Genomic DNA, 20,557 nt, shown 5'->3' on the forward strand with positions numbered 1-20,557 from the left:
ACGTTGCCGGCATGGGGCCAAGTTAGGCCATTCCGCTCATGCCAGGTAGCAGGCAAAATGGCATATTGCTCATTCCAATCCGGAATGACGGGTATGACGTAATGCAAGGGAGCGGCATGGACACCATTCGGGCAATGCAGGTTTTCGTGCGCGCGGTGGAGCTGGGCAGCCTGTCGGCGGTGGCGCGCGAGCAGCAGTCGACGCAGCCGACCGTCAGCAAGATCGTGGCCGCGCTGGAGCGCGACCTGGGCGTGCGGCTGCTGGCGCGCAGCACCACCAGCCTGTTGCCGACCGAGGCCGGGCGGCGCTTCTACGAGCGCGCGCGGCGGGTGCTGGACGAATACGGCGAGGCCGTCAGCGATGCGCGCGGCAAGTCCGGCCAGCCGGCGGGCCGCGTGCGCGTGAGCGCGCCCGCCAGCTTCGGCGTGCTGCGGCTCAACGCGCTGGTGCTGGCATTCCAGCAGCGCTATCCGGAGGTCGAGGTGGAATTGCTGTTCGACGACCGCTTCGTTGACCTGGTCGAAGCCGGGGTCGACGTGGCGGTGCGCCTGGGCGCCACATTGCCGCCGCATGTGGTGGCACTTCGAATCGCGGTGTCGCCGCGCCTGCTGGTGGCCGCGCCGGACTACCTGGCGCGGCACCCGAGGATCCGGCAGCCGGCGGACCTGGCGCGCCATCAGATCCTGCGCTTTACCTGGCTCGCCAGCGGCGACGACATCGTGCTCGACGGGCCGGGCGGGCAGGCGCTGGTGAGTGCGCCGTGCCGCTACCGCGTCAACAACTCGCTGGCGATGCGCGAGAGCTTCCTGGCCGGTGCCGGCTTCGGCATGACGCCGGCGTGGCTGGTGCAGGACCTGCTCGACAGCGGCGCGCTGCGGCGGGTGCTGCCGCGCTGGCAGGGCCCGGCGCAGGAAGCGATCCTGGTCTGCCCGACGCGGCGCTACCAGCCGGCGCCGGTGCGGGTGCTGCTGGAGTTCCTGGCGCAGGCGATTGCGGAGCTGCCGGGATTTGCGCGGGTGTGATGCCCCAGCGGCCCGGCGGCCCGGCGGTCAGGGCAGCCGGTCCCGTGCCACCAGCATCGTCAACGGCCGCGCCAGCAGGGTACTGGCCAGCGCCATCAGCAGCAGGCCGGAAAACGCCGCGGTGCTGATGATGCGCGCGTCCAGCAGGACGGTGAGGACCACCACCTCGACCAGGCCCTTGGTCTGCAGCAGCGTGCCCAGTGCCAGCGCATCGCGCCAGTCCAGGCCGGCGCGGCGTGCCGGCAGCACGACGCCGGCCATCTTGCCGGCGATGGCGACCGCTAACGACAGCGCGGCGATCCAGAGCGTCATGGGGTGATTCAGCGAGATTTCGGTGCGAAGTCCGGCGGCCAGGAAGAAGAAGGGCAGCAGTGCTACCACCGTGACCGGTTCGAGCTGCCCGCGCACGCGCTGCGCTTCGCGCGCGGGCCATACCAGTCCGGCCACAAAGCCACCCATCACATGGTGCAGGCCGGCCAGCTCGCCCAGGAATGCCGATACCAGCACCAGGCACAAGGCGATCGCCAGCAGCAGCTCGATCTCCGGCGCAAGCCGGCGCAGCAGCCACGCCAGGGCAGGGCGCACCGCCAGGAACATGAGCCCCAGGTAGGCGGCGGCACGGGCCGCCACCGTGACAGCGCCGGCGCCGTCGTGGCCGCCATGCTGCAGCAGCACCAGCGTCAGGAACAGCCAGACCCAGGCATCGTTGACGGCCGCGCAGCGCAGCGCCAGCTGGCCCAGGGGCGTGCCGGTCAGGCGCATCTCGCGCAGCAGGGCACCCAGCACCGGCAGCGCCGTGACGGCGGTACAGATGCCCAGGGCGCAGGCGAACCAGCCCGGACTGGCCAGCTCGCCGGCAACCGGCCAGCCGACCGTGACCATCCACCAGCCCGCCGCGGCGCCGAGCGCGAACGGCGCCGCAATGCTGCCCAGCGAGATCTGCATGGTGGCGCGCCACTGCGCGGGCATGCCGCCTTCGCGCAGGTGCAGCCCGGTCAGGAAGCAGAACAGCGTCACGGCCAGCCACTGCAGGCCGGACAGCATCGGCAGGCGCTCGGGCCCGAACAGCGCGGTCCAGCCCTGCGGCGCCAGCGTACCGAATACCGACGGTCCCAGCGCGATGCCGGCGAGCACCTGCACCCCGACCAGCGGAAACACCGAGCGCAGGCCGGCCCCGCGCCACAGCAGATAGGGCAGCGCCACCACCAGCATCGCCTGCAGGAAGAAAATGCTGACCCCGTTCATGGGCCCACCGGCGCGCCGATGGCGCCGGACCCGCTCATGACGGCGTGTGTCACCCGAACATGCCCCCGTTGACCGAGATCACCTGGCGCGTGATATAGCCCGCGTCCGGCGACAGCAGGAAGGCCACCGTGGCGGCGACTTCCTCGGGCGTGCCCATGCGGCGCGCCGGGATCATGCGCAGCGCTTCGTCGCGCACGTGCGGCTCGACCATGTCGGTGTCGATCAGGCCCGGCGCGACGCAGTTGACGGTGATGGCGCGCTTGGCCAGTTCGATCGCCAGCGCCTTGGTGGCGCCGATGATGCCGGCCTTGGCCGCGCTGTAGTTGGCCTGGCCGCGGTTGCCCACCAGCCCCGACACCGACGACAGCGTGACGATGCGGCCCGGCTGGCGGCGCTGCACCATCGGCATCACCACCGGGTTGAGCACGTTGTAGAAGGCATCGAGGTTGGTGTGCACCACCTCGTCCCACTCGGCGCCGGTCATGGCGGGGAAGGCGGCATCGCGTGCCAGGCCGGCGTTGCAGACCACGCCGTAGTAGCAGCCATGCGCGGCGATATCGGTCAGCAGCGCGCCGGCAGCGTCTTCGCGCCGGGACACATCGAAGCACAGCACGCGTGACTTGCGTCCGCACGCGCGCACGGCGTCGGCGACCGAGTCGGCCTCGTCACGGCGCGAGCGGCAGTGCACGACGACGTCATAGCCGTCGCGGGCCAGCCGCAGGGCAATGGCGCGGCCGATGCCGCGCGACGAACCCGTGACCAGCACGGTCGGATGGCTCATGGTGGTTGTCCTTGCAGAACCGCCTGCGCCAAGGCAGGCTGGCATACGGTGAGGCGCATCAGACCTTGCAGAACTCTTCCAGCACCGCCAGCCGGCGGCGCGGCTCGGTGACGAAGGGGTTGTCGCGGTCCCACGCATAGCCGGCCAGGATCGCCGCGATCATGTCGCGGATTTCCGAGGTGGCGTTGGGATGGAAGATCAGCTTCTGGAAGCGGCCTTCATACCAGGCTTCGACGAATACGCGGAAGCAGTCGACGCCGGCCTTGAGCGGCCGCGCGAACTCGTGTTCCCAGTCCACCGGCTCGCCGCGCAGCTGGCGCACCAGGCACTGCGCCGCCAGGCTGGCCGACTTGAATGCGATGGTCACGCCGGACGAGAACACCGGGTCGAGGAACTCGCCGGCATTGCCGAGCAGCGCATAGCCGTTGCCCCACAGCGATTTCACGTTGGCCGAATAGCCGGCGATCTGGCGCGCCGGGGTGTCCCATTGCGCGTCGGCCAGCAACGTGGCCAGGCCCGGCTCTTCCGCGACCAGCGCCTGCAGCCGCTCGGTCTCGGTGCCGGTGTAGCGGTCCAGGAACGCCTTCTCGGCCACCACGCCCTGCGAGCAGCGCCCGTCGGAGAACGGGATGGTCCAGTACCAGACGTCCTGGTGCTGCGGATGCACGCTGATCAGGATCTTGTTGCGGTCGAAGGTGCCGGTCGGAATGCGGTCTTCCACATGCGTGAAGATCGCGCTGCGCACCGGAAAGCCCGACGGCGTTTCCAGCTGCAGCAGGCGCGGCAGGATGCGGCCGAAGCCGGAGGCATCGAGCAGGAACTTCGCACGTACCGTGTACTGGCTGCCGTCGGGCGCGCGCACGGTGACTTCCGGCTGCGCGCCGCTGACATCGACGTTCTCGACCACATGCGAGAAACGCACCTCGGCGCCCTGGCGCTCGGCCTCGCGGATCAGCACGTGGTCGAACTGCGCGCGCTGCACCTGGTAGGTGGTGCCCCAGCCGGGCGAGTACTTCTGGCGGAAGTCGAAGGCGGTGCGCTGCGTGCCGCGCGCGAAGGCGGCGCCGTTCTTGTACTGGAAGCCGGCTTCCACCACCGCGCGCAGCATGCCGGCTTCCTCGAGATAGGCCATGCTTTGCGGCAGCAGGCTTTCGCCGATGGAGAAGCGCGGGAAGGTTTCTTTCTCGATCACCAGCACCGGAATGCCGTGCTTGCGCAGCAGGCCGGCAGCGACCGAGCCCGCAGGCCCTGCGCCGATGATGACGACGTCCGTGGTTTCCGTTTTCATAAGCTTCGGCTCCGGAATCACATCCGGAACGACGGGAATTTGGCGGGCGTCAATTGTACTCAGAACACTGCCTGGCACCGGCAAAACCGGCCCCGGCACTGTTCGGGACTCACGGCGATCGCTGCGCGGGGCGCGGCGCGCCCGTCAGACATGCGTGCCCAGCGCCCGGTTGATCCGCAGCGCCAGCAGCGTGCAGGCGACGCCGGAAAGCAGGTAGCCGCTCACCGCGATCAGGCCGAATTCCGCCGATAGCCCCAGCGCCACCAGCGGCGCGAAACCCGCGCCGAACAGCCACGCCATGTCGGTGGTCAGCGCCGCGCCGGTGTAGCGGAAGCGCCGCTCGAAGTTGGAGGTGACGGCACCGGCGGCCTGGCCGTAGGACAGGCCCAGCAGGCCGAAGCCGAGCAGGATGAACAGGTCCTGCGCCAGCGGGCCGCCGCCCATCAGCCAGGGCGCGAACAGGCTGAAGATGCCGATCAGGATGGCCATCAGTGCCAGCGTGGTGCGCCGCCCGATCCGGTCCGCGATCACGCCCGAGGCAATGGTGCCGAGGATGCCGATGAAGGCGCCGGCAATCTGCACGGCCAGCACGTCCGTGACCGGTTGCGAGCCGTTGAGCGCGACCCACGACAGCGGAAACACCGTCACCAGGTGAAACAGCGCAAAGCTCGCCAGCGCGGCGAACGCGCCCAGCAGCAGGTTGTAGCCCTGCTTCCTGACGATCTCGGCGGTGCTGATGGGTTCGAGCTCGTCCTCGTCGAGCAACTGCGTGTATTCGTGCGTCACCACCAGGCGCAGCCGCGCGAACAGCGCCACCACGTTGATGGCGAACGCGACATAGAAGGGATAGCGCCAGCCCCACGCCAGGAACTCGCGCGGCTCGAGGCTGAGGTTGAGGAACAGGAACAGCGAACCGGCGACGATAAAGCCGGTGGGCGCGCCCAGCTGCCCCAGCATCGCGTACCAGCCGCGCCGCTGCGCGGGCGCGTTCAGCGCCAGCAGCGAGGGCAGCCCGTCCCACGAACCGCCGAAGGCCACGCCCTGCAGCGTGCGGAACACCGCCAGCAGGATGATGGACGCCGGGCCGAGCGTGGCATAGCCGGGCAGGAAGGCGATGCCGACGGTGGCCGTGCCGAGCAGGAACAGCGACGCGGTCAGCTTGACGCCGCGGCCCCAGCGGCGCTGGATGCGCATGAACAGCGTCGTGCCGAAGGGCCGGCCGATAAAGGCCAGCGCGAAGATGGCGAAGGCATAGAGCAGCGCGTCGAGCCGGTCGGCGAACGGAAAATAGACCGCCGGGAACACCAGCACCGAGGCGATGCCGTAGACGAAGAAATCGAAGTACTCCGAGGCGCGGCCGATGACCACGCCGGTGGCGATTTCCGCGGGCGCGACATGCGCGGCGCCGGGTGCGGGAGGTGCTGTAGGAGACGCCCGGTGCTGGTGGGTCGCGGTGGTCATCGGCATACCTCCCTGTCTGTGAGCGAGGGCGCTGCAAATTGCACCATGAAGAATGGCACTTGAGCGCCTACACTGCCATAGTTGCTCAGACCAGTCTAAGTCACTTGCGCCGCGGCGTACAAATGGCGCGACCCGAAAGCTATGCGATCTTCCGGTCAGACAATGTCAATGCACCGCCCGATGCGCTGGTTATTGCTGCCAGTCGTGCTGCCAGTCGTGCTGCCAGTCCTGCTGTCGCTGGCCGGCTGCAACGCCGTGCTGCTGTCGCCTGCCGGCGATCTTGCGGTCCGGCAACGTGACCTGATCATCATTTCCACCGGCCTGATGCTGCTGATCATCGTGCCGGTGATCGTGCTGACGCTGGTGTTCGCGTGGCGCTACCGCGCCGCCAACGCCGATGCGCACTACAACCCCGACTGGGACCACTCCACGGTGCTGGAGCTGCTGATCTGGTCGGCGCCGCTGCTGATCATCATCGCGCTCGGGGCCATCACCTGGGTCAGCACCCACAAGCTCGATCCCTACCAGCCGCTGACCCGGCTCGACGAAAGCCGCCCGCTGCCGCCGGGCACGCAACCGCTGACGGTGGAGGTGGTGGCGCTGGACTGGAAGTGGTTGTTCGTCTACCCCGAGCAGGGCATCGCCACCGTCAACGAGCTGGCCGCCCCGGTCGACCGGCCGATCCGCTTCAAGATCACGTCCACCACCATGATGAATTCGTTCTTCATTCCCGCGCTGGCCGGCCAGGTCTACGCCATGCCGGGCATGGAAACGCGCCTGCATGCGGTGGTCAACCGGGCGGGCGTCTACGAGGGCTTCTCCGCCAACTACAGCGGCGCGGGCTTTTCGCACATGCGCTTCCGCTTCCATGGCCTGAGCGACGATGAATTCGGCCGCTGGGTGCAGACCGTGCGGGCCGCCGGCGCGCCGCTGAGCCGGGCCACCTATACGCAGCTGGCGCAGCCCAGCGAACGCGAGCCGGTGCGGCGCTACGGCAGTGTCGACGCGAACCTGTTCGATGCCATCGTGAACCGCTGCGTGCAGGCCGGGCAGGTCTGCCAGAAGGACCTGATGGTCCGCGATGCGCAGCGCGCCGCGGGCCTGGGCGCGGCCGTCTGCACGGCCAGCAACACGCTGGGCGAACCCCTGTTCGGGACCGGCGCGTCCGGTCCCGGCGAGGTGCTGCGCTAGCGCCTCGCGTCGGTGGCAGGCGCTGCGCAGGAGCGTGACCTAGAACGCCGTTGTTGTCCTGGAGATCCACATGCCGGAGCGATCCGAACTCGCCACGCAACTCTTCGGCCGCCTGAGCTGGGAGGCCATCCCGCTGCATGAGCCCATCCTGATCGCCACCTTCGCGGTGGTGGTGCTCGGCGGGCTGGCGCTGGCCGGCGGTGTCACGTATTACGGCAAGTGGGGCTACCTGTGGCGCGAGTGGTTCACCAGCATCGACCACAAGCGCATCGGCATCATGTACATGATCCTCGGCATCGTGATGCTGCTGCGCGGCTTTGCCGATGCCATCATGATGCGCATCCAGCAGGCCATTGCCTTTGGCGACAACCTGGGCTACCTGCCGCCGCACCACTATGACCAGATCTTCACCGCGCACGGCGTGATCATGATCTTCTTCGTCGCCATGCCGCTGGTCACCGGCCTGATGAACTTTGTCGTGCCGCTGCAGATCGGCGCGCGCGACGTGGCGTTTCCGTTCCTGAACAACTTCAGCTTCTGGATGACGGTGGGCGGCGCCGTGCTGGTGATGATGTCGCTGTTCGTCGGCGAATTCGCGCGTACCGGCTGGCTGGCCTATCCGCCGTTGTCCGGCATCCTGCAGAGCCCGGACGTGGGCGTGGATTACTACCTGTGGTCGTTGCAGGTGGCGGGGGTGGGCACGCTGTTGTCCGGCATCAACCTGCTGGTCACCATCGTCAAGATGCGCGCGCCCGGCATGACACTGATGCGCATGCCGATCTTCACCTGGACCGCGCTGTGCACCAACGTGCTGATCATCGCCGCGTTCCCGGTGCTGACCGCGGCGCTGGCAATGCTGGCGGTCGATCGCTACCTGGGCATGAACTTCTTCACCAGCGACCTCGGCGGCAGCGCCATGATGTACGTGAACCTGATCTGGATCTGGGGCCACCCCGAGGTCTACATCCTGATCCTGCCGGTGTTCGGCGTGTTCTCCGAGGTGGTGGCCACCTTCTGCCGCAAGCGCCTGTTCGGCTATGCCTCGATGGTGTACGCCACGGTGGTGATCACGGTGCTGTCGTACCTGGTGTGGCTGCATCACTTCTTCACGATGGGCTCGGGCGCCAGCGTGAATTCGTTCTTCGGCATCACCACCATGATCATCTCGATCCCCACCGGGGCCAAGCTGTTCAACTGGCTCTTCACCATGTACCACGGGCGCATCCGTTTCGAGGTGCCGATGCTGTGGACCGTGGGCTTCATGGTGACGTTCGTGATCGGCGGCATGACCGGCGTGCTGCTGGCGGTGCCGCCGGCGGATTTCTCGCTGCACAACAGCCTGTTCCTGGTCGCGCATTTCCATAACGTGATCATCGGCGGCGTGCTGTTCGGGCTGATGGCCGGCATCACCTACTGGTTCCCCAAGGCCTTCGGCTACCAGCTGGAGCCGTTCTGGGGCAAATGCTCGTTCTGGTTCTGGCTGGTCGGCTTCTACGTGGCGTTCATGCCGCTCTACGTGCTGGGGCTGATGGGGGTGACCCGGCGCGTCAGCCATTTCGAGGACCACTCGCTGCAGATCTGGTTCCAGCTGGCGGGCGTGGGCGCGCTGCTGATCGCGCTGGGCATCGGCTGCTTCCTGGTGCAGCTGGTGGTGAGCTTCCTGCGCCGCGAGTCGCTGCGCGATGTCACCGGCGACCCCTGGGACGGCCGCACGCTGGAGTGGTCAACCTCGTCGCCGCCGCCGCCGTACAACTTTGCCTTCACGCCGCTGGTGCACGACACCGACGCCTGGTGGCAGATGAAGGCGCACGGCTACCAGCGCCCGGCGCAGGGCTTCATCCCGATCCATATGCCAAAGAATACGGGCGCCGGCATCATCCTGGCCGGGCTTAGCACGCTGTGCGGCTTCGCGCTGATCTGGCATATCTGGTGGCTGGCGGCGCTGGCCTTCGCCGCCACGCTGATCACGGCGATCGGCCATACCTTCAATTACCAGCGGGATTTCTACATCCCGGCCGACACGGTCCACCGCACCGAGGCAGAGCGCAACGCGCTGCTGGCGAGCCATGGCTGATACCGTCGCTCCCTTTACCGCCGAGGGCGCGCGCCCGCACGAGGCCCCGCCGCAACGCGCGCCCGTGCCCGCGCAGCCGGCCGAGCTGCGTTTTTACCTGACCGAGGAATACCACGTGCCCAACGGCACGCTGCTCGGCTTCTGGCTCTACCTGATGAGCGACTGCCTGATCTTTGCGTGCCTGTTCGCCGCCTACGGCGTGCTGGGCCGCAACTATGCGGGCGGGCCGTCCGGTGCCGAGCTGTTCGACCTGCCGCTGGTGGCGCTGAACACCTCGTTCCTGCTGCTGTCGTCGATCACCTATGGCTTTGCCATGCTGGAGACGCAGCGCGGCCGGCTGGGGCCGACGCAGGGCTGGCTCGCCGTGACCGGCCTGCTGGGCGCCGCTTTCCTCGCGGTCGAGATCTACGAGTTCGCGCACCTGGTGGGCGAGGGCGCGGGGCCGCAGCGCAGCGGCTTCCTCACCTCGTTCTTCGCGCTGGTTGGCACCCACGGCCTGCATGTGACCTTCGGCATCGTGTGGCTGGTGACGCTGGTGGCGCAGCTGCGCCGCCACGGGCTGATCCCGGAGAACAAGCGCCGCCTGATGTGCCTGTCGATGTTCTGGCACTTCCTGGACGTGGTCTGGATCGGTGTCTTTACCTTTGTCTACCTGATGGGAGTGCTGCCATGAGCGCGCACGACGACACGCTGGCCCACGGTCATGGAGACGGACATGGCCACGGCCATGGCCATGGCGAAAGCGAGATCCATATCTCGCTCGGCGGCTACGTGACCGGCTTCGTGCTGTCGGTGATCCTGACCGCGATCCCGTTCTGGCTGGTGATGGGCCGGGTGTTCGAGCAGTCCTCCACCACTGCGATGGTGCTGCTGGCGCTGGGCGCGGTGCAGATCGTGGTGCACATGGTCTACTTCCTGCACCTGAACGCCAGGTCCGAGGGCGGCTGGAACATGCTGGCGCTGATCTTCACGCTGGTGCTGGTGGTGATCACGCTGACCGGCACGCTGTGGGTGATGTTCCACCTGAATTCCAATATGATGCCGGGCATGCATACCACCAAGACCCTGCCTTGACCGGTTCCACGGACGACCGCGCGCCGGTCGAAAAATTGCGCTCCGCCCACGCCAACCAAGGCGCCCCTGAATCCCCGCGCCCGCTGTCGACAGTCTGGCTGACCGCACTGGCCCTGTTTGCCGCCGCGGCCATCGCCGGCCTGGTGGCGCTGGGCAACTGGCAGGTCGAGCGCCGCGCCTGGAAGCTCGGCCTGATCGCCCAGGTGGCCGAGCGCGTCCATGCGGCGCCGGTGGCGGCGCCCGCGCCCGCGCAATGGGCGGGGCTGACCAGGGCCAATGCCGAGTACCGGCGCGTGCGCGCCAGCGGCACCTTCCTCGACGAGCGCCAGACCCTGGTGCAGGCCGTGACCGAGCAGGGCGGCGGCTACTGGGTGATGACGCCGCTGCGGCTGGCCGACGGCAGCACCGTGCTGGTCAACCGCGGTTTCGTCGCCGAGCCGTTCCGCGCGCGCGTGGCCCCCGCCGGCAGCGGCCCCAGCGAAGTGGTCGGCCTGCTGCGCATGAGCGAGCCGGGCACCGGCCTGCTGCGCCACAACGACGCGGCGCGCGACCAGTGGTTCTCGCGCGACGTCGCGGCGATCGCCGCGCACCGCGGCCTGGGGCAGGTCGCGCCGTATTTCATCGACGCCGCGGCGGTGCCGCCGCCGGCCGGGGCGGATCCCAAGGCCTGGCCCGCGGGCGGGCTGACGGTGACGGCCTTTACCAACAACCACCTCGGCTACGCGCTGACCTGGTACGGGCTGGCGCTGATGGTGGCTGCCGCCGCCGCGTACGTGGGGCGCGAGGAATACCGCAAGCGCCGCGGCGCCCGCGCCGCCGCAGCCCATTCCGGTCCGCGCGCCTGAGGCGGCGCCGGCAAGCCTGGCCGGGTGGCGGCACAATGTGGGCTGTCCCAACCAAGGAGCCGCCATGCCAGACCTCTCCATGCCGTACCGCCGCCTCGGCGCCAGCAACCTGCGCGTCTCGGCGCTGTGCTTGGGCACCATGATGTTCGCCGACCAGACCGACGAGGCCGAGGCCGGGCGCATCGTCGCCAGCGCGCGCGACCACGGCGTGAACTTCATCGATACCGCCGACGTGTACAGCAAGGGCGCGTCCGAGCAGATGGTCGGGCGCCTGCTCACCGCCAACCGCCACGACTGGGTGCTGGCCACCAAGCTTGGCAACGCCATGCAGGCGGCGCCCAACCACGGCCACTACTCGCGCACGTGGATCACGCGCGCGGTCGAGGACAGCCTGCACCGGCTGGCGACCGACTACATCGACATCCTCTACCTGCATCGCGACTATCCCGGCGCCAACCTGGAAGAGGCGGTGCGCGCCATGGGCGACCTGGTGCGCAGCGGCAAGATCCGCTACTGGGCGGTGTCGAACTTCCGCGGCTGGCGCATCGCCGAGATCGCGCGGCTGTGCGGCGAGCTGGGCGTGCCGCGTCCGGTGGCGTGCCAGCCGTACTACAACCTGCTGAACCGGCTGCCCGAGGTAGAGATCCTGCCCGCGTGCGAGCACTACGGCCTGGGTGTGGTGCCCTACAGCCCGGTCGCGCGCGGCGTGCTGACCGGCAAGTACGCGCCCGGCCAGGCGCCGGCCGAAGGCACGCGCGCGGGCCGCGCCGACCGCCGCATGATGGAGACCGAGTTCCGCGAGGAATCGCTGGTCATCGCCCAGCAGCTCAAGGCCCATGCCGAGGGGCGCGGGCTGACTCCCGGCCAGTTCGCCACGGCCTGGGTGCTGGCCAACCCGATCGTGTCGTCGGTGATCGCCGGCCCGCGCACGCTGGCTCAGTTCGAGGATTACTTCGGCGCGCTCGCTGCCGCGATCACGCCCGAGGAAGAGGCGATGATCGATGCGCTGGTGTCGCCGGGCCATGCCTCTACGCCGGGCTACAACGATCCGGGCTATCCGCTGATCGGGCGGCCCGTGAGGCGCGCGGAGGCTGGCCGATAATTCGGCCCCGCCTTTCGGACGCACTGCAAGTGGCGCTCGCGCTGCCTGGAGTGACGTCCGTTCACAACGGCACGCGGCCGGCGCGCGAGCATGATGCACCCGGGCGCGACTCCTACTAATATCAATACAGGCAGGCGCGCGTGCGGCGCGCCCTGCGAAAACATCGCGCTTCGAGCCGGCGCATGAACCATTCTGCGCGCTGCGCCGGCCCACCAAGGAAGCCCAAACGTGTCGCGTCGTGCCTGGATTTTCGCTGGCTTGGCGGTCGCCCTCACGGGCGGCGCCTATGTCGTGTATAGCGTTGTCGCAAGCGAGGTGCGCAACTCGCACTGGCAGGCGCGGCTGATCGGCAGCCTGGGCCAGCGGCTGACGTTCGAGATCCAGCCGGGCGCCAGCGACAGCATCCGCTTCCCGCATTCCGGACCCTATGACGCCCGCATGGGCTACGGCAGGCTGCCGCTGTTCGCGCAGCGGCTGGAGCAGCGCGGCTATGTGCCGGCCGAGCAGGCGCGCATGTCGCCCGACATGGTGCGGCTGATCGACGAAGGCCTGTTCACGCCCTATCGCGAAAAGAACCAGGCCGGCCTGCTGCTGCGCGATTGCAACGGGCTGACGCTGGCGTTCGAGCGCTACCCGCAGCGCCAGTACGCCGAATTCGGCGCGGTGCCGCCGGTGCTGGTGAGCGCGTTGCTGTACGTCGAGAACCAGGGCCTGCTCAATCCGGAATACCCCAACATGAACCCGGCGCTGGACTGGCGCCGGCTGTCGCGCGCGGTGCTGGACCAGATGATCCGGCTGGCCGACAAGTCGCACGACGCGCCCGGGGGCAGCACGCTGGCGACGCAGATCGAGAAATACCGGCACTCGCCCGAGGGCCGTACCGCCTCGATCCCGGAAAAATTCCGGCAGATGGCGTCGGCATCGCTGCGCGCCTACCTGGACGGCCCCGACACCCAGCGCGCGCGCGAGCGCATCGTGGTCGACTACCTGAACACTGTGCCGCTGTCGGCGCGCGCCGGCTTCGGCGAGATCAACGGCATCGGCGATGCGCTGTGGGTCTGGTACGGCGAGGATTTCGGCGAGGTCAACCGCCTGCTCAAGGAGATGGACCAGCGCGCGCCCGACCCGCGCCAGGCCCAGGCCTTCAAGCGGGCGCTGTCGCTGATCATCTCGCAGCGCCGCCCGTCGTACCACCTGCGCCGCGACGACACCAACCTGGACGCGCTGACCGGCAGCTACCTGCGCCTGATGGCGGCCAACAACATCATCACCGCCGAGCTGCGCGACGCGGCGCTGGCGCAGCCGCTGGACAAGGCGTCGGCGCCGCAGCGCCCGCCGCAGGAGCCCTTTGTCACGCGCAAGGCCGTCAACCGCGTGCGCGCCGACATCACCCGGCTGACCGGAGTCGAGAGCCGCTACGACATGGACCGGCTCGACCTGACCGTGGACAGCACCATCAACCGCGAGGCCCAGCGCATCGTCGTCGACACGCTTCAGCGCGTGAACAACAAGGCCGACGCGCGCGCCATGGGCCTGTATGGCCACAACCTGCTGCGCGATAACGACGATCCGTCCAGGCTGATGGCCAGCTTCACGCTGTACGAGCGCGTCGGCAATGCCAGCGTGGTGCGGATCCAGGCCGACAACATCGACCAGCCGTTCGACATCAACAGCGGCGCGCGCCTGAACCTGGGCTCCACCGCCAAGCTGCGCACGCTGGTGACCTACCTCGAGATCATCAGCGAACTGCACGCGCGCTATGCCGGCATGACCAGCGCCGAACTGGCCGCCGTGCCGCTGGCGCGCCAGGACGCGCTCAGCCGCTGGGCGGTCGACTACCTGGCCAAGGCGCGCAAGCCGGCCGAGCGCGAGCTGATGGCGATGCTCGAGGCGGCGATGGAGCGCAAGTATGCCGGCGGTGCCGGCGAAGCCTTCTACACCGGCGGCGGCCTGCAGAGCTTCACCAACTTCGAGCGCGACTCGGGCCTGCGCAACCTGACCGTGCGCACCGCGTTCCAGCACTCGGTCAACCTGGTGTTCATCCGCATGATGCGCGACATCGTGCGCTACGAGACCTTCCACGCCAGCCCGGATATCGGCAACCTGTTCGAAGACCGCGACGCGCCCGGCCGGCGCGCCTACCTGGAGCGCTTTGCCGACCAGGAAGGCAGTGCCTACATGACCAACTTCTACCAGCGCTACCGCGGCAAGACTTCCGAGCAGCGCCTGGCCACGCTGCTGGGGCGGGTGCGCATGACCACGCCGCACCTGAACGCGGTGCGCATGTCGGTAACGCTGCTGAGCGCGCGGCCCGCGCTGGACGAAGACAGTTACATCCGCATCATGCGCGCGCGCCTGGGCGACAAGCAGCTGGCCAAGGAGGACCTGCCGGCGCTGTACCGCAAGTACGGCAAGGACAAGTTCAACCTGAACGACCGCGGCTACCTGTCGCGGGTGCATCCGCTGGAACTGTGGATGGTGGAATACCTGGACCAGCACCCCGACGCGACGCTGGCCGAGATCCTGCGCGCCAGCACCGCCGAGCGCCAGGAGGTGTACAAGTGGCTGTTCAAGACGCGCAGCAAGGCCGGCCAGGACAACCGCATTCGCACCCTGCTGGAGCAGGACGCCTTCGTGCGCATCGCGCGGCGCTGGCAGCGGCTGGGCTATCCGTTCGACTCGCTGACGCCGTCGTATGCCAGCGCCATCGGCGCCGCCGGCGATCGCCCCGCGGCGCTGGCCGAGCTGGCCGGCATCCTGCTGTCGGGCGGCGTGGTCACGCAGAACGCTGCGGTGCGCAGCCTGGCGTTCGCCGACGGCACCCCGTACGCCACCCGCTACGTGCTGCAGCCCGGCCCGGGCAAGCGCGTGCTGCCGGCCGAGGTGGCCGAGCTGGCGCGCCGGTCGATGCTGGACGTGGTGGAGCGCGGCACCGCCAAGTCGATCCGCGGCGCGTTCACGGTGCCGGGGCGCAATGGCGCCACCCTGACCGTGGCCGGCAAGACCGGCACCGGCGACCAGCGCTTCCAGGTCTACGGGCCGGGCGGGCGGCTGATCTCGTCGCGCTCGGTGAACCGCTCGGCAACCTTCGTGTTCACGCTGGGCGAGCGCTTCTTCGGTACCGTGGTGGTCAATGTGCGCGAACCCTACGCGGCGCGCTACAGCTTTACCAGCGCGCTGGCGGTGCGGGTGCTGCGCGCGATCGCGCCGCAGGTGTCGGCGATGGCGCCGGGCGGCGACCGCGCGCTGCTGCGCTGCCGCGACGCGGCCCCGGGCCTGCGCACGCCGCGCGCGCCGACCATGGCGTCACCCGCCGACGGCCTGCCCGGCACGGTCCTGGCTGATGGGTTGGGCGCGGGACTGGAAGCCGCGCTGCAGCCGCCGGCGCGGCAGGAGGTGGCGGCGATGCCGCCGCCGCCAGCGCCCCAGGCGCCGGGCCTGGCCGACAACGACGCGGCTGGCGTGCGCCGCGCCAGTCAGGCCTTGCGGCGCACCATGCCGTAGATCACCAGCAGCACGATCGCGCCGAGCACCGAGGCGACCCAGCCCGCGGGTTCGCCCGGCTGGTACCAGCCCAGCGCGCGGCCGACGTAGCCCGCGACCACCGAGCCCAGGATGCCCAGGATGATGGTCATGATCCAGCCCAGCTTGTCGTCGCCGGGCTTTACCGCCCTGGCGATCAGGCCGACGATAAGGCCAACGAACACGGTGCCAATGAATGCCATCATGGTGCGCTCCTGTCAGTGGTCTGCGGTAACGGTCTGATGCACTGAGCCGGCCGCCTGTGCGGCCGGCTTCGCTTCATCATACACGCAGGCACGCCGGGCGGAAGGCGCGCGCAGGGGGAGTGGGGCGCTACTCAGGCCGCCAGGCGGAACTGGCCCACGGCGCGGTGCAGCGCCTCGGCCTGGTCTTCCAGCGACGCGGCGGCGGCGGCGGCCTGTTCCACCAGCGCGGCGTTCTGCTGCGCCATCTGGTCCATCTGCGACACCGCCTGGTTGACCTGCTCGATGCCGCCGGTCTGCTCCTCGGTGGCGGCGCGCATTTCGCCCATCAGGTCGGTCACCCGCTTGACCGCGTCGACGATCTCGTCCATCGCCTTGCCGGCGTTCTCCACCAGCACCGCGCCGTCTTCCACGCGCTGCGCCGAGTTGCCGATCAGCGCCTTGATCTCCTTGGCCGCGGTGGCGCTGCGCTGGGCCAGCGTGCGCACCTCGCCGGCCACCACCGCGAAGCCGCGGCCCTGGTCGCCGGCGCGGGCCGCCTCGACCGCCGCGTTGAGCGCCAGGATATTGGTCTGGAAGGCAATGCCCTCGATCACGCCGATGATGTCGACCACCTTGCCCGAGGCGCTCTTGATCTCGCCCATGGTGTCCACCACCTGGCTGACGATGGCGCCGCCGCGCACGGCGATGTCCGACGCACCCTCGGCCAGGTGGCTGGCCTGGCGCGCGTTCTCGGCGCTCTGGCGCACGGTGCTGGTGAGCTGCTCCATGCTGGCGGCGGTTTCCTGCAGCGACGCGGCCTGTTCCTCGCTGCGGCGCGACAGGTCGGCGTTGCCCGCGGCAATCTGCTTGGCCGCGCCGGCAATCGAATCGGCCGAGCCGCGGATGCTGCCGATCGCGCCGGTCAGGCGCGACTGCATGCGGTGCATGGCATGGAGCACGCTGTGCTCGTCGCCGGCGCGTACCTCGACCTGTCCGGCGAGGTCGCCTTCGGCAATGCGCCCGGCGATCTGCGCGGTGGTGGCCGGCTCGCCGCCCAGCTGGCGCTGCAGGCTGGCCGCGACCCGCACCATCACCAGCGACATCAGCGCGCCCACCGCCAGCAGCAGCCCCAGCGCCTTCCACAGCTCCTGGCGGAACGCCGCCTCGATGTCATCGAGGTACAGCCCGGCGATGAAGTTCCAGTCCCAGGGGCGGAAGTTGGCCACGTAGCTCAGCTTCGGCTGCGGCGCCTCGGCGCCCGGCTTGGGCCACAGGTATTCGACGAAGCCCTTGCCCGGGCCCTTGCCGATCGCGGCGATGTCGCGGAACAGGTAGACGCCGTTCGGGTCCTTCATGCCCTCCATCGACTTGCCGTTCATCTCCGGCTTGAACGGGTGCATCAGCACCACGGTGTCGGAACGCATCAGCGTGAAATACCCGTCGGCGCCGAAGCGCATCGCGCGCACGCGCTCGATCGCCTGCTGCTTCGCTTCCTCGGCGGGCAGCTTGCCGGCCTTGGCCAGGGCCTCGTACTCGGCCACCACTGAAACGGCGGTGTCGGTCACGTGGGCCAGGTCGAGCCGGCGCTCGTCCATGCGCAGTGTGCGGATGTGCCACGCGTTCCACAGCGTGATGCCGAGCAGGCAGACCCAGCTCAGCACCAGCGGCAACAGCAGTTTTTTCTTCAGGCTCAGGTTGTGCAGCATCGCTTCCACTCCTCCATCTTCTTCGCGCTTTACGCTTCTCGTCGGTGATGCGCATCGCCGTGCCACGCCGGTGGGCGCGCGTGACCGCCTGCCGGGAGACAAGGGCCGACGGCGCATGCGTCTGCGGCATAACGGCGCAAAACGGGCGTAACTTGATTGAGGTAGGTCCGCCACAACGGCAGTGGGGTTGTTTGGTTTCAAGAGCCTGGGTCGGCGTTGTGCGCTATACAACGCTTCTTCACCTCGTACGTCACGTGCGCGTGCTGCCGCCGTCGCTTTGTCACCCCGGGCCGGCAAAATCGGTCAGAATCTGCGCTGTCTTCCGCCCGCCTCCACACGCTTCCGTTTGCTTGCGAACCGCCCCAATGGCTTCCTTGCCCAGCCCCTCCGATGACACCCGCGGCCACGACGGCCCGCTTGCCGTGTTCCTGATCTTCCTGCGGCTGGGCCTGACCTCGTTCGGCGGCCCGGTGGCCCACCTGGCGTTTTTCCGCGAGGAACTGGTGCGCCGGCGCGGCTGGCTCAGCGAGGCCGCCTATGCCGATGTGGTTGCGCTGTGCCAGTGCCTGCCCGGACCGGCCAGCAGCCAGACCGGCATCGCGCTGGGGCTGGCGCGCGCCGGCTATGGCGGCGCGCTGGCGGCATGGGTGGGCTTTACGCTGCCGTCGGCGCTGGCCATGATCGTGTTCGCGCTGGGGGTGACCCATTACGGCATGGCGGCGGCGCCGGGCGTGCTGCACGGGCTGAAGCTGGTGGCGGTGGCGGTGGTGGCGCAGGCGGTGTGGGGCATGGCGCGGACGCTGTGCGTCGGTCCGGTGCGCATCGCCATCATGCTGGTAGCCGCCGGCACCGTGCTGGCGTGGCCGGGGCCGTGGGCGCAGGTGGCCCTGATGGCCGCCGCCGCGGTCGCCGGCATGGCCCTGTTGCGACCGGCGCTGGGCGGCACGCATGAACCGCTGCGCCTGCCGGTGACGCATCGCGGCGGCGTGCTGGCGCTGGCGCTGTTTGCCGCGCTGCTGGCCGGCCTGCCGCTGCTGGCGCAGTGGGCCGCCGATCCGGCCGTGCGGGTGTTCGATGCCTTTTACCGCGCCGGCGCCCTGGTGTTCGGCGGCGGGCATGTGGTGCTGCCACTGCTGGATGCGGCCGTGGTGACCCCTGGCTGGGTCGGCAAGGAAGCCTTCCTGGCCGGCTACGGCGCGGCGCAGGCGATGCCGGGGCCGCTGTTTTCCTTCTCCGCGTTCCTCGGAGCGGCCATGCAGAACCCGCCCACCGGCCTGGCCGGCGGACTGCTGTGCACGCTTGCCATCTTCCTGCCCGGCGCGCTGCTGGTGCTGGGCGCGCTGCCTTTCTGGGAAAGCCTGCGCCGCAACCAGCGCGCCCAGGCGGCGCTGGCCGGCATCAACGCCGGCGTGGTCGGGCTGCTGCTGGCGGCGCTATGGCATCCGGTGTGGACCAGCGCGGTGCAGGGGCCGCTGGACATCGTGCTGGTGGCGCTGGCGCTGGTGGCGCTGATGCGGTGGAAGCTGCCGCCGTGGCTGGTGGTGGTGGCTAGCGGCGTGGCCGGCTGGGCGGTGGCGGCAGTGGCTTGAGGCGGACCAGGCGCACGGCTTGACGTTGTAATGCGCTGTAATCCGATCCGCCCGCCGACCGTTTGCACTTTCAAATGCGAACGATTATCCTTCTCTCTTCCGCGCCTTCTTGTGACTGTCAGGGCACATCTTGACGCCCTGTGAGCGTTTCAAGGGGCGATTTAGCTACCTGTATCAGGCCAGATCGGGCGTGCACAGTCCAGATCGCCCCCTGCCGACCCACCGCAATGACCGACACCCAGCCGGCCGCCGGCCAGCAGCGCCGCGCCTTCTGGCTCAAGCATCTCCACCAGTGGCACTGGATCAGTTCCGCGATCTGCCTGGTCGGGATGCTGCTGTTCGCGGTCACCGGCTTCACGCTGAACCACGCCGGCCAGATCGAGGCCAGGCCCGCCGTTCAGACCCGGCACGCGACGCTGCCCATGCGCGTGCTCGAACAGGTCCGGAGCGCGGCCCCGGCTGAGACCGCCCAGGCAAGCGAGACCAGGGCGCCGGTGCCGGCGGTGCTGGCTGACTGGCTGGCGCGGGCGCTTGGTATCGACGCCAGCGGGCGCGAGGCGGAATGGTCCGCCGATGAAATCTACGTGGCGCTGCCGCGCCCGGGCGGCGACGCCTGGGTCAGCATCGCCCTCGACAGCGGTGAGGCGCAGTACGAGAACACCTCGCGCGGGGCCATCTCGTACCTGAACGACCTGCACAAGGGCCGCAACACCGGCGCGGCGTGGAGCCTGTTCCTGGACGCGTTCGCGCTGGCCTGCCTGGTGTTCTGCGTGACCGGCCTGTTCCTGCTCAAGCTGCATGCGGGCGGGCGCGTGGCGACCTGGCCGCTGGTGGGACTGGGGCTGGTGGTGCCGGTGCTGCTGGCGATCCTGTTTATCCACTGATCGGTCGCGCGCGATCCGATCTTCTTTCTGCATCTCACTGACGAGGTTTCTCCGATATGCGCCGACTGCTCTCCGCCTCCCTGACCGGCATGGCCGCCGTGCCGCTGGCCGGCCCCGCGCTGGCCGCGGACCTGAACGTCAAGGTCGATATCCCGCGCCTGAGCGTGGCCGAATACCACCGGCCCTATGTGGCGCTGTGGGTCGAGCGCGCCGACCAGAGCCCGGTGCAGACGCTGGCGGTCTGGTACGACGGCAAGCTCAAGGACGGCGAGGGCACCAAGTGGCTCAAGGACATGCGCCAGTGGTGGCGCAAGGCCGGCCGTGACCTGCACATGCCGGCCGACGGCATCTCCGGCGCCACGCGCGCGCCGGGCGAGCACAGCGTCAGCTTCAGCGACGGCAAGGCCCCGCTGGGCAAGCTGCCCGCGGGCAACTACCAGCTGGTGGTGGAGGCCGCGCGTGAAGTTGGCGGGCGCGAACTGCTGCGCGTGCCGTTCACGTGGCCGCCGCAATCGGCACAGACCGCCCGCGCCAAGGGCGAACACGAACTCGGCGGCGTCACCGTCGACCTGAAGCCTTGACCTTCCC

At 69.2% G+C, this 20,557-nt stretch carries 17 protein-coding genes; 11 read left to right on the plus strand and 6 right to left on the minus strand.

Going from position 1 to position 20,557, the window contains the following annotated elements; all coding sequences use genetic code 11:
- The first annotated feature begins 116 nt into the window (after positions 1-116).
- Positions 117-1,022: a LysR family transcriptional regulator gene (locus tag AC3FMM_RS21000; RefSeq protein WP_488687400.1), complete on the plus strand. Its 906-nt coding sequence runs from the start codon at positions 117-119 to the stop codon at positions 1,020-1,022.
- A 27-nt stretch (positions 1,023-1,049) separates the two neighbouring features.
- Here AC3FMM_RS21000 and AC3FMM_RS21005 read toward each other — a convergent pair whose 3' ends face one another.
- The 4 genes from AC3FMM_RS21005 to AC3FMM_RS21020 form a co-directional block, all read right to left on the minus strand.
- Entirely contained in the window at positions 1,050-2,267 is a 1,218-nt protein-coding gene (locus AC3FMM_RS21005; RefSeq protein ID WP_488687401.1) for a cation:proton antiporter, read from the minus strand.
- A gap of 49 nt (positions 2,268-2,316) precedes the next feature.
- Positions 2,317-3,048: a 3-oxoacyl-ACP reductase FabG gene (fabG, locus tag AC3FMM_RS21010; RefSeq protein ID WP_115714124.1), complete on the minus strand. Its 732-nt coding sequence runs from the start codon at positions 3,046-3,048 to the stop codon at positions 2,317-2,319.
- A 58-nt stretch (positions 3,049-3,106) separates the two neighbouring features.
- Positions 3,107-4,336 (minus strand): NAD(P)/FAD-dependent oxidoreductase, encoded by a 1,230-nt coding sequence (locus tag AC3FMM_RS21015; protein ID WP_115714123.1) that lies wholly within the window; start codon positions 4,334-4,336, stop codon positions 3,107-3,109.
- 144 nt (positions 4,337-4,480) lie between these two features.
- Entirely contained in the window at positions 4,481-5,797 is a 1,317-nt protein-coding gene (locus tag AC3FMM_RS21020) for an MFS transporter (RefSeq protein ID WP_115714327.1), read from the minus strand.
- A 168-nt stretch (positions 5,798-5,965) separates the two neighbouring features.
- Here AC3FMM_RS21020 and cyoA point away from each other — a divergent pair, with 168 nt between their 5' ends.
- From cyoA to AC3FMM_RS21055, 7 genes are all read left to right on the plus strand, one after another.
- Positions 5,966-6,988 carry a ubiquinol oxidase subunit II gene (gene cyoA / locus AC3FMM_RS21025; RefSeq protein WP_488687414.1) on the plus strand — a complete coding sequence of 341 codons (1,023 nt, stop codon included), beginning with the start codon at positions 5,966-5,968 and terminating at the stop codon, positions 6,986-6,988.
- A 70-nt stretch (positions 6,989-7,058) separates the two neighbouring features.
- Entirely contained in the window at positions 7,059-9,062 is a 2,004-nt protein-coding gene (gene cyoB, locus AC3FMM_RS21030) for a cytochrome o ubiquinol oxidase subunit I (RefSeq protein WP_115682004.1), read from the plus strand.
- Entirely contained in the window at positions 9,055-9,735 is a 681-nt protein-coding gene (gene cyoC, locus AC3FMM_RS21035; RefSeq protein ID WP_240987754.1) for a cytochrome o ubiquinol oxidase subunit III, read from the plus strand. The genes cyoB and cyoC overlap by 8 nt, the downstream gene beginning before the upstream one ends.
- Entirely contained in the window at positions 9,732-10,136 is a 405-nt protein-coding gene (gene cyoD, locus AC3FMM_RS21040) for a cytochrome o ubiquinol oxidase subunit IV (RefSeq protein WP_488687402.1), read from the plus strand. Before cyoC ends, cyoD begins: the two co-directional genes overlap by 4 nt.
- Positions 10,133-10,981 carry an SURF1 family protein gene (locus AC3FMM_RS21045; RefSeq protein ID WP_116313765.1) on the plus strand — a complete coding sequence of 283 codons (849 nt, stop codon included), beginning with the start codon at positions 10,133-10,135 and terminating at the stop codon, positions 10,979-10,981. The genes cyoD and AC3FMM_RS21045 overlap by 4 nt, the downstream gene beginning before the upstream one ends.
- 64 nt (positions 10,982-11,045) lie before the next feature.
- Positions 11,046-12,083, plus strand: coding sequence for an aldo/keto reductase (locus AC3FMM_RS21050; RefSeq protein WP_116313766.1), 1,038 nt, complete (start codon positions 11,046-11,048; stop codon positions 12,081-12,083).
- Positions 12,084-12,311: 228 nt separating this feature from the next.
- Entirely contained in the window at positions 12,312-15,587 is a 3,276-nt protein-coding gene (locus tag AC3FMM_RS21055) for a transglycosylase domain-containing protein (protein WP_488687403.1), read from the plus strand.
- Here the strand turns inward: AC3FMM_RS21055 and AC3FMM_RS21060 are convergent.
- Positions 15,560-15,811, minus strand: a complete 252-nt coding sequence (locus tag AC3FMM_RS21060) for a GlsB/YeaQ/YmgE family stress response membrane protein (protein WP_092315066.1) — start codon at positions 15,809-15,811, stop codon at positions 15,560-15,562. The genes AC3FMM_RS21055 and AC3FMM_RS21060 overlap by 28 nt on opposite strands.
- Positions 15,812-15,942: 131 nt before the next feature.
- Positions 15,943-17,496: a methyl-accepting chemotaxis protein gene (locus tag AC3FMM_RS21065; RefSeq protein WP_488687404.1), complete on the minus strand. Its 1,554-nt coding sequence runs from the start codon at positions 17,494-17,496 to the stop codon at positions 15,943-15,945.
- 365 nt (positions 17,497-17,861) lie between these two features.
- Between AC3FMM_RS21065 and chrA the strand changes: the two genes are divergently transcribed.
- The 3 genes from chrA (at position 17,862) to AC3FMM_RS21080 (ending at position 20,550) form a co-directional block, all read left to right on the plus strand.
- Complete coding sequence (gene chrA, locus AC3FMM_RS21070; RefSeq protein ID WP_326346317.1) at positions 17,862-19,085, plus strand: chromate efflux transporter; 1,224 nt, start codon at positions 17,862-17,864, stop codon at positions 19,083-19,085.
- Between the two features lie 227 nt (positions 19,086-19,312).
- Positions 19,313-19,969 carry a PepSY-associated TM helix domain-containing protein gene (locus tag AC3FMM_RS21075; RefSeq protein WP_115714113.1) on the plus strand — a complete coding sequence of 219 codons (657 nt, stop codon included), beginning with the start codon at positions 19,313-19,315 and terminating at the stop codon, positions 19,967-19,969.
- Positions 19,970-20,025: 56 nt separating this feature from the next.
- Positions 20,026-20,550, plus strand: a complete 525-nt coding sequence (locus AC3FMM_RS21080) for a DUF2271 domain-containing protein (RefSeq protein ID WP_115714112.1) — start codon at positions 20,026-20,028, stop codon at positions 20,548-20,550.
- Positions 20,551-20,557 lie beyond the last annotated feature (7 nt).

This window comes from Cupriavidus sp. 207A1 (assembly GCF_057798955.1).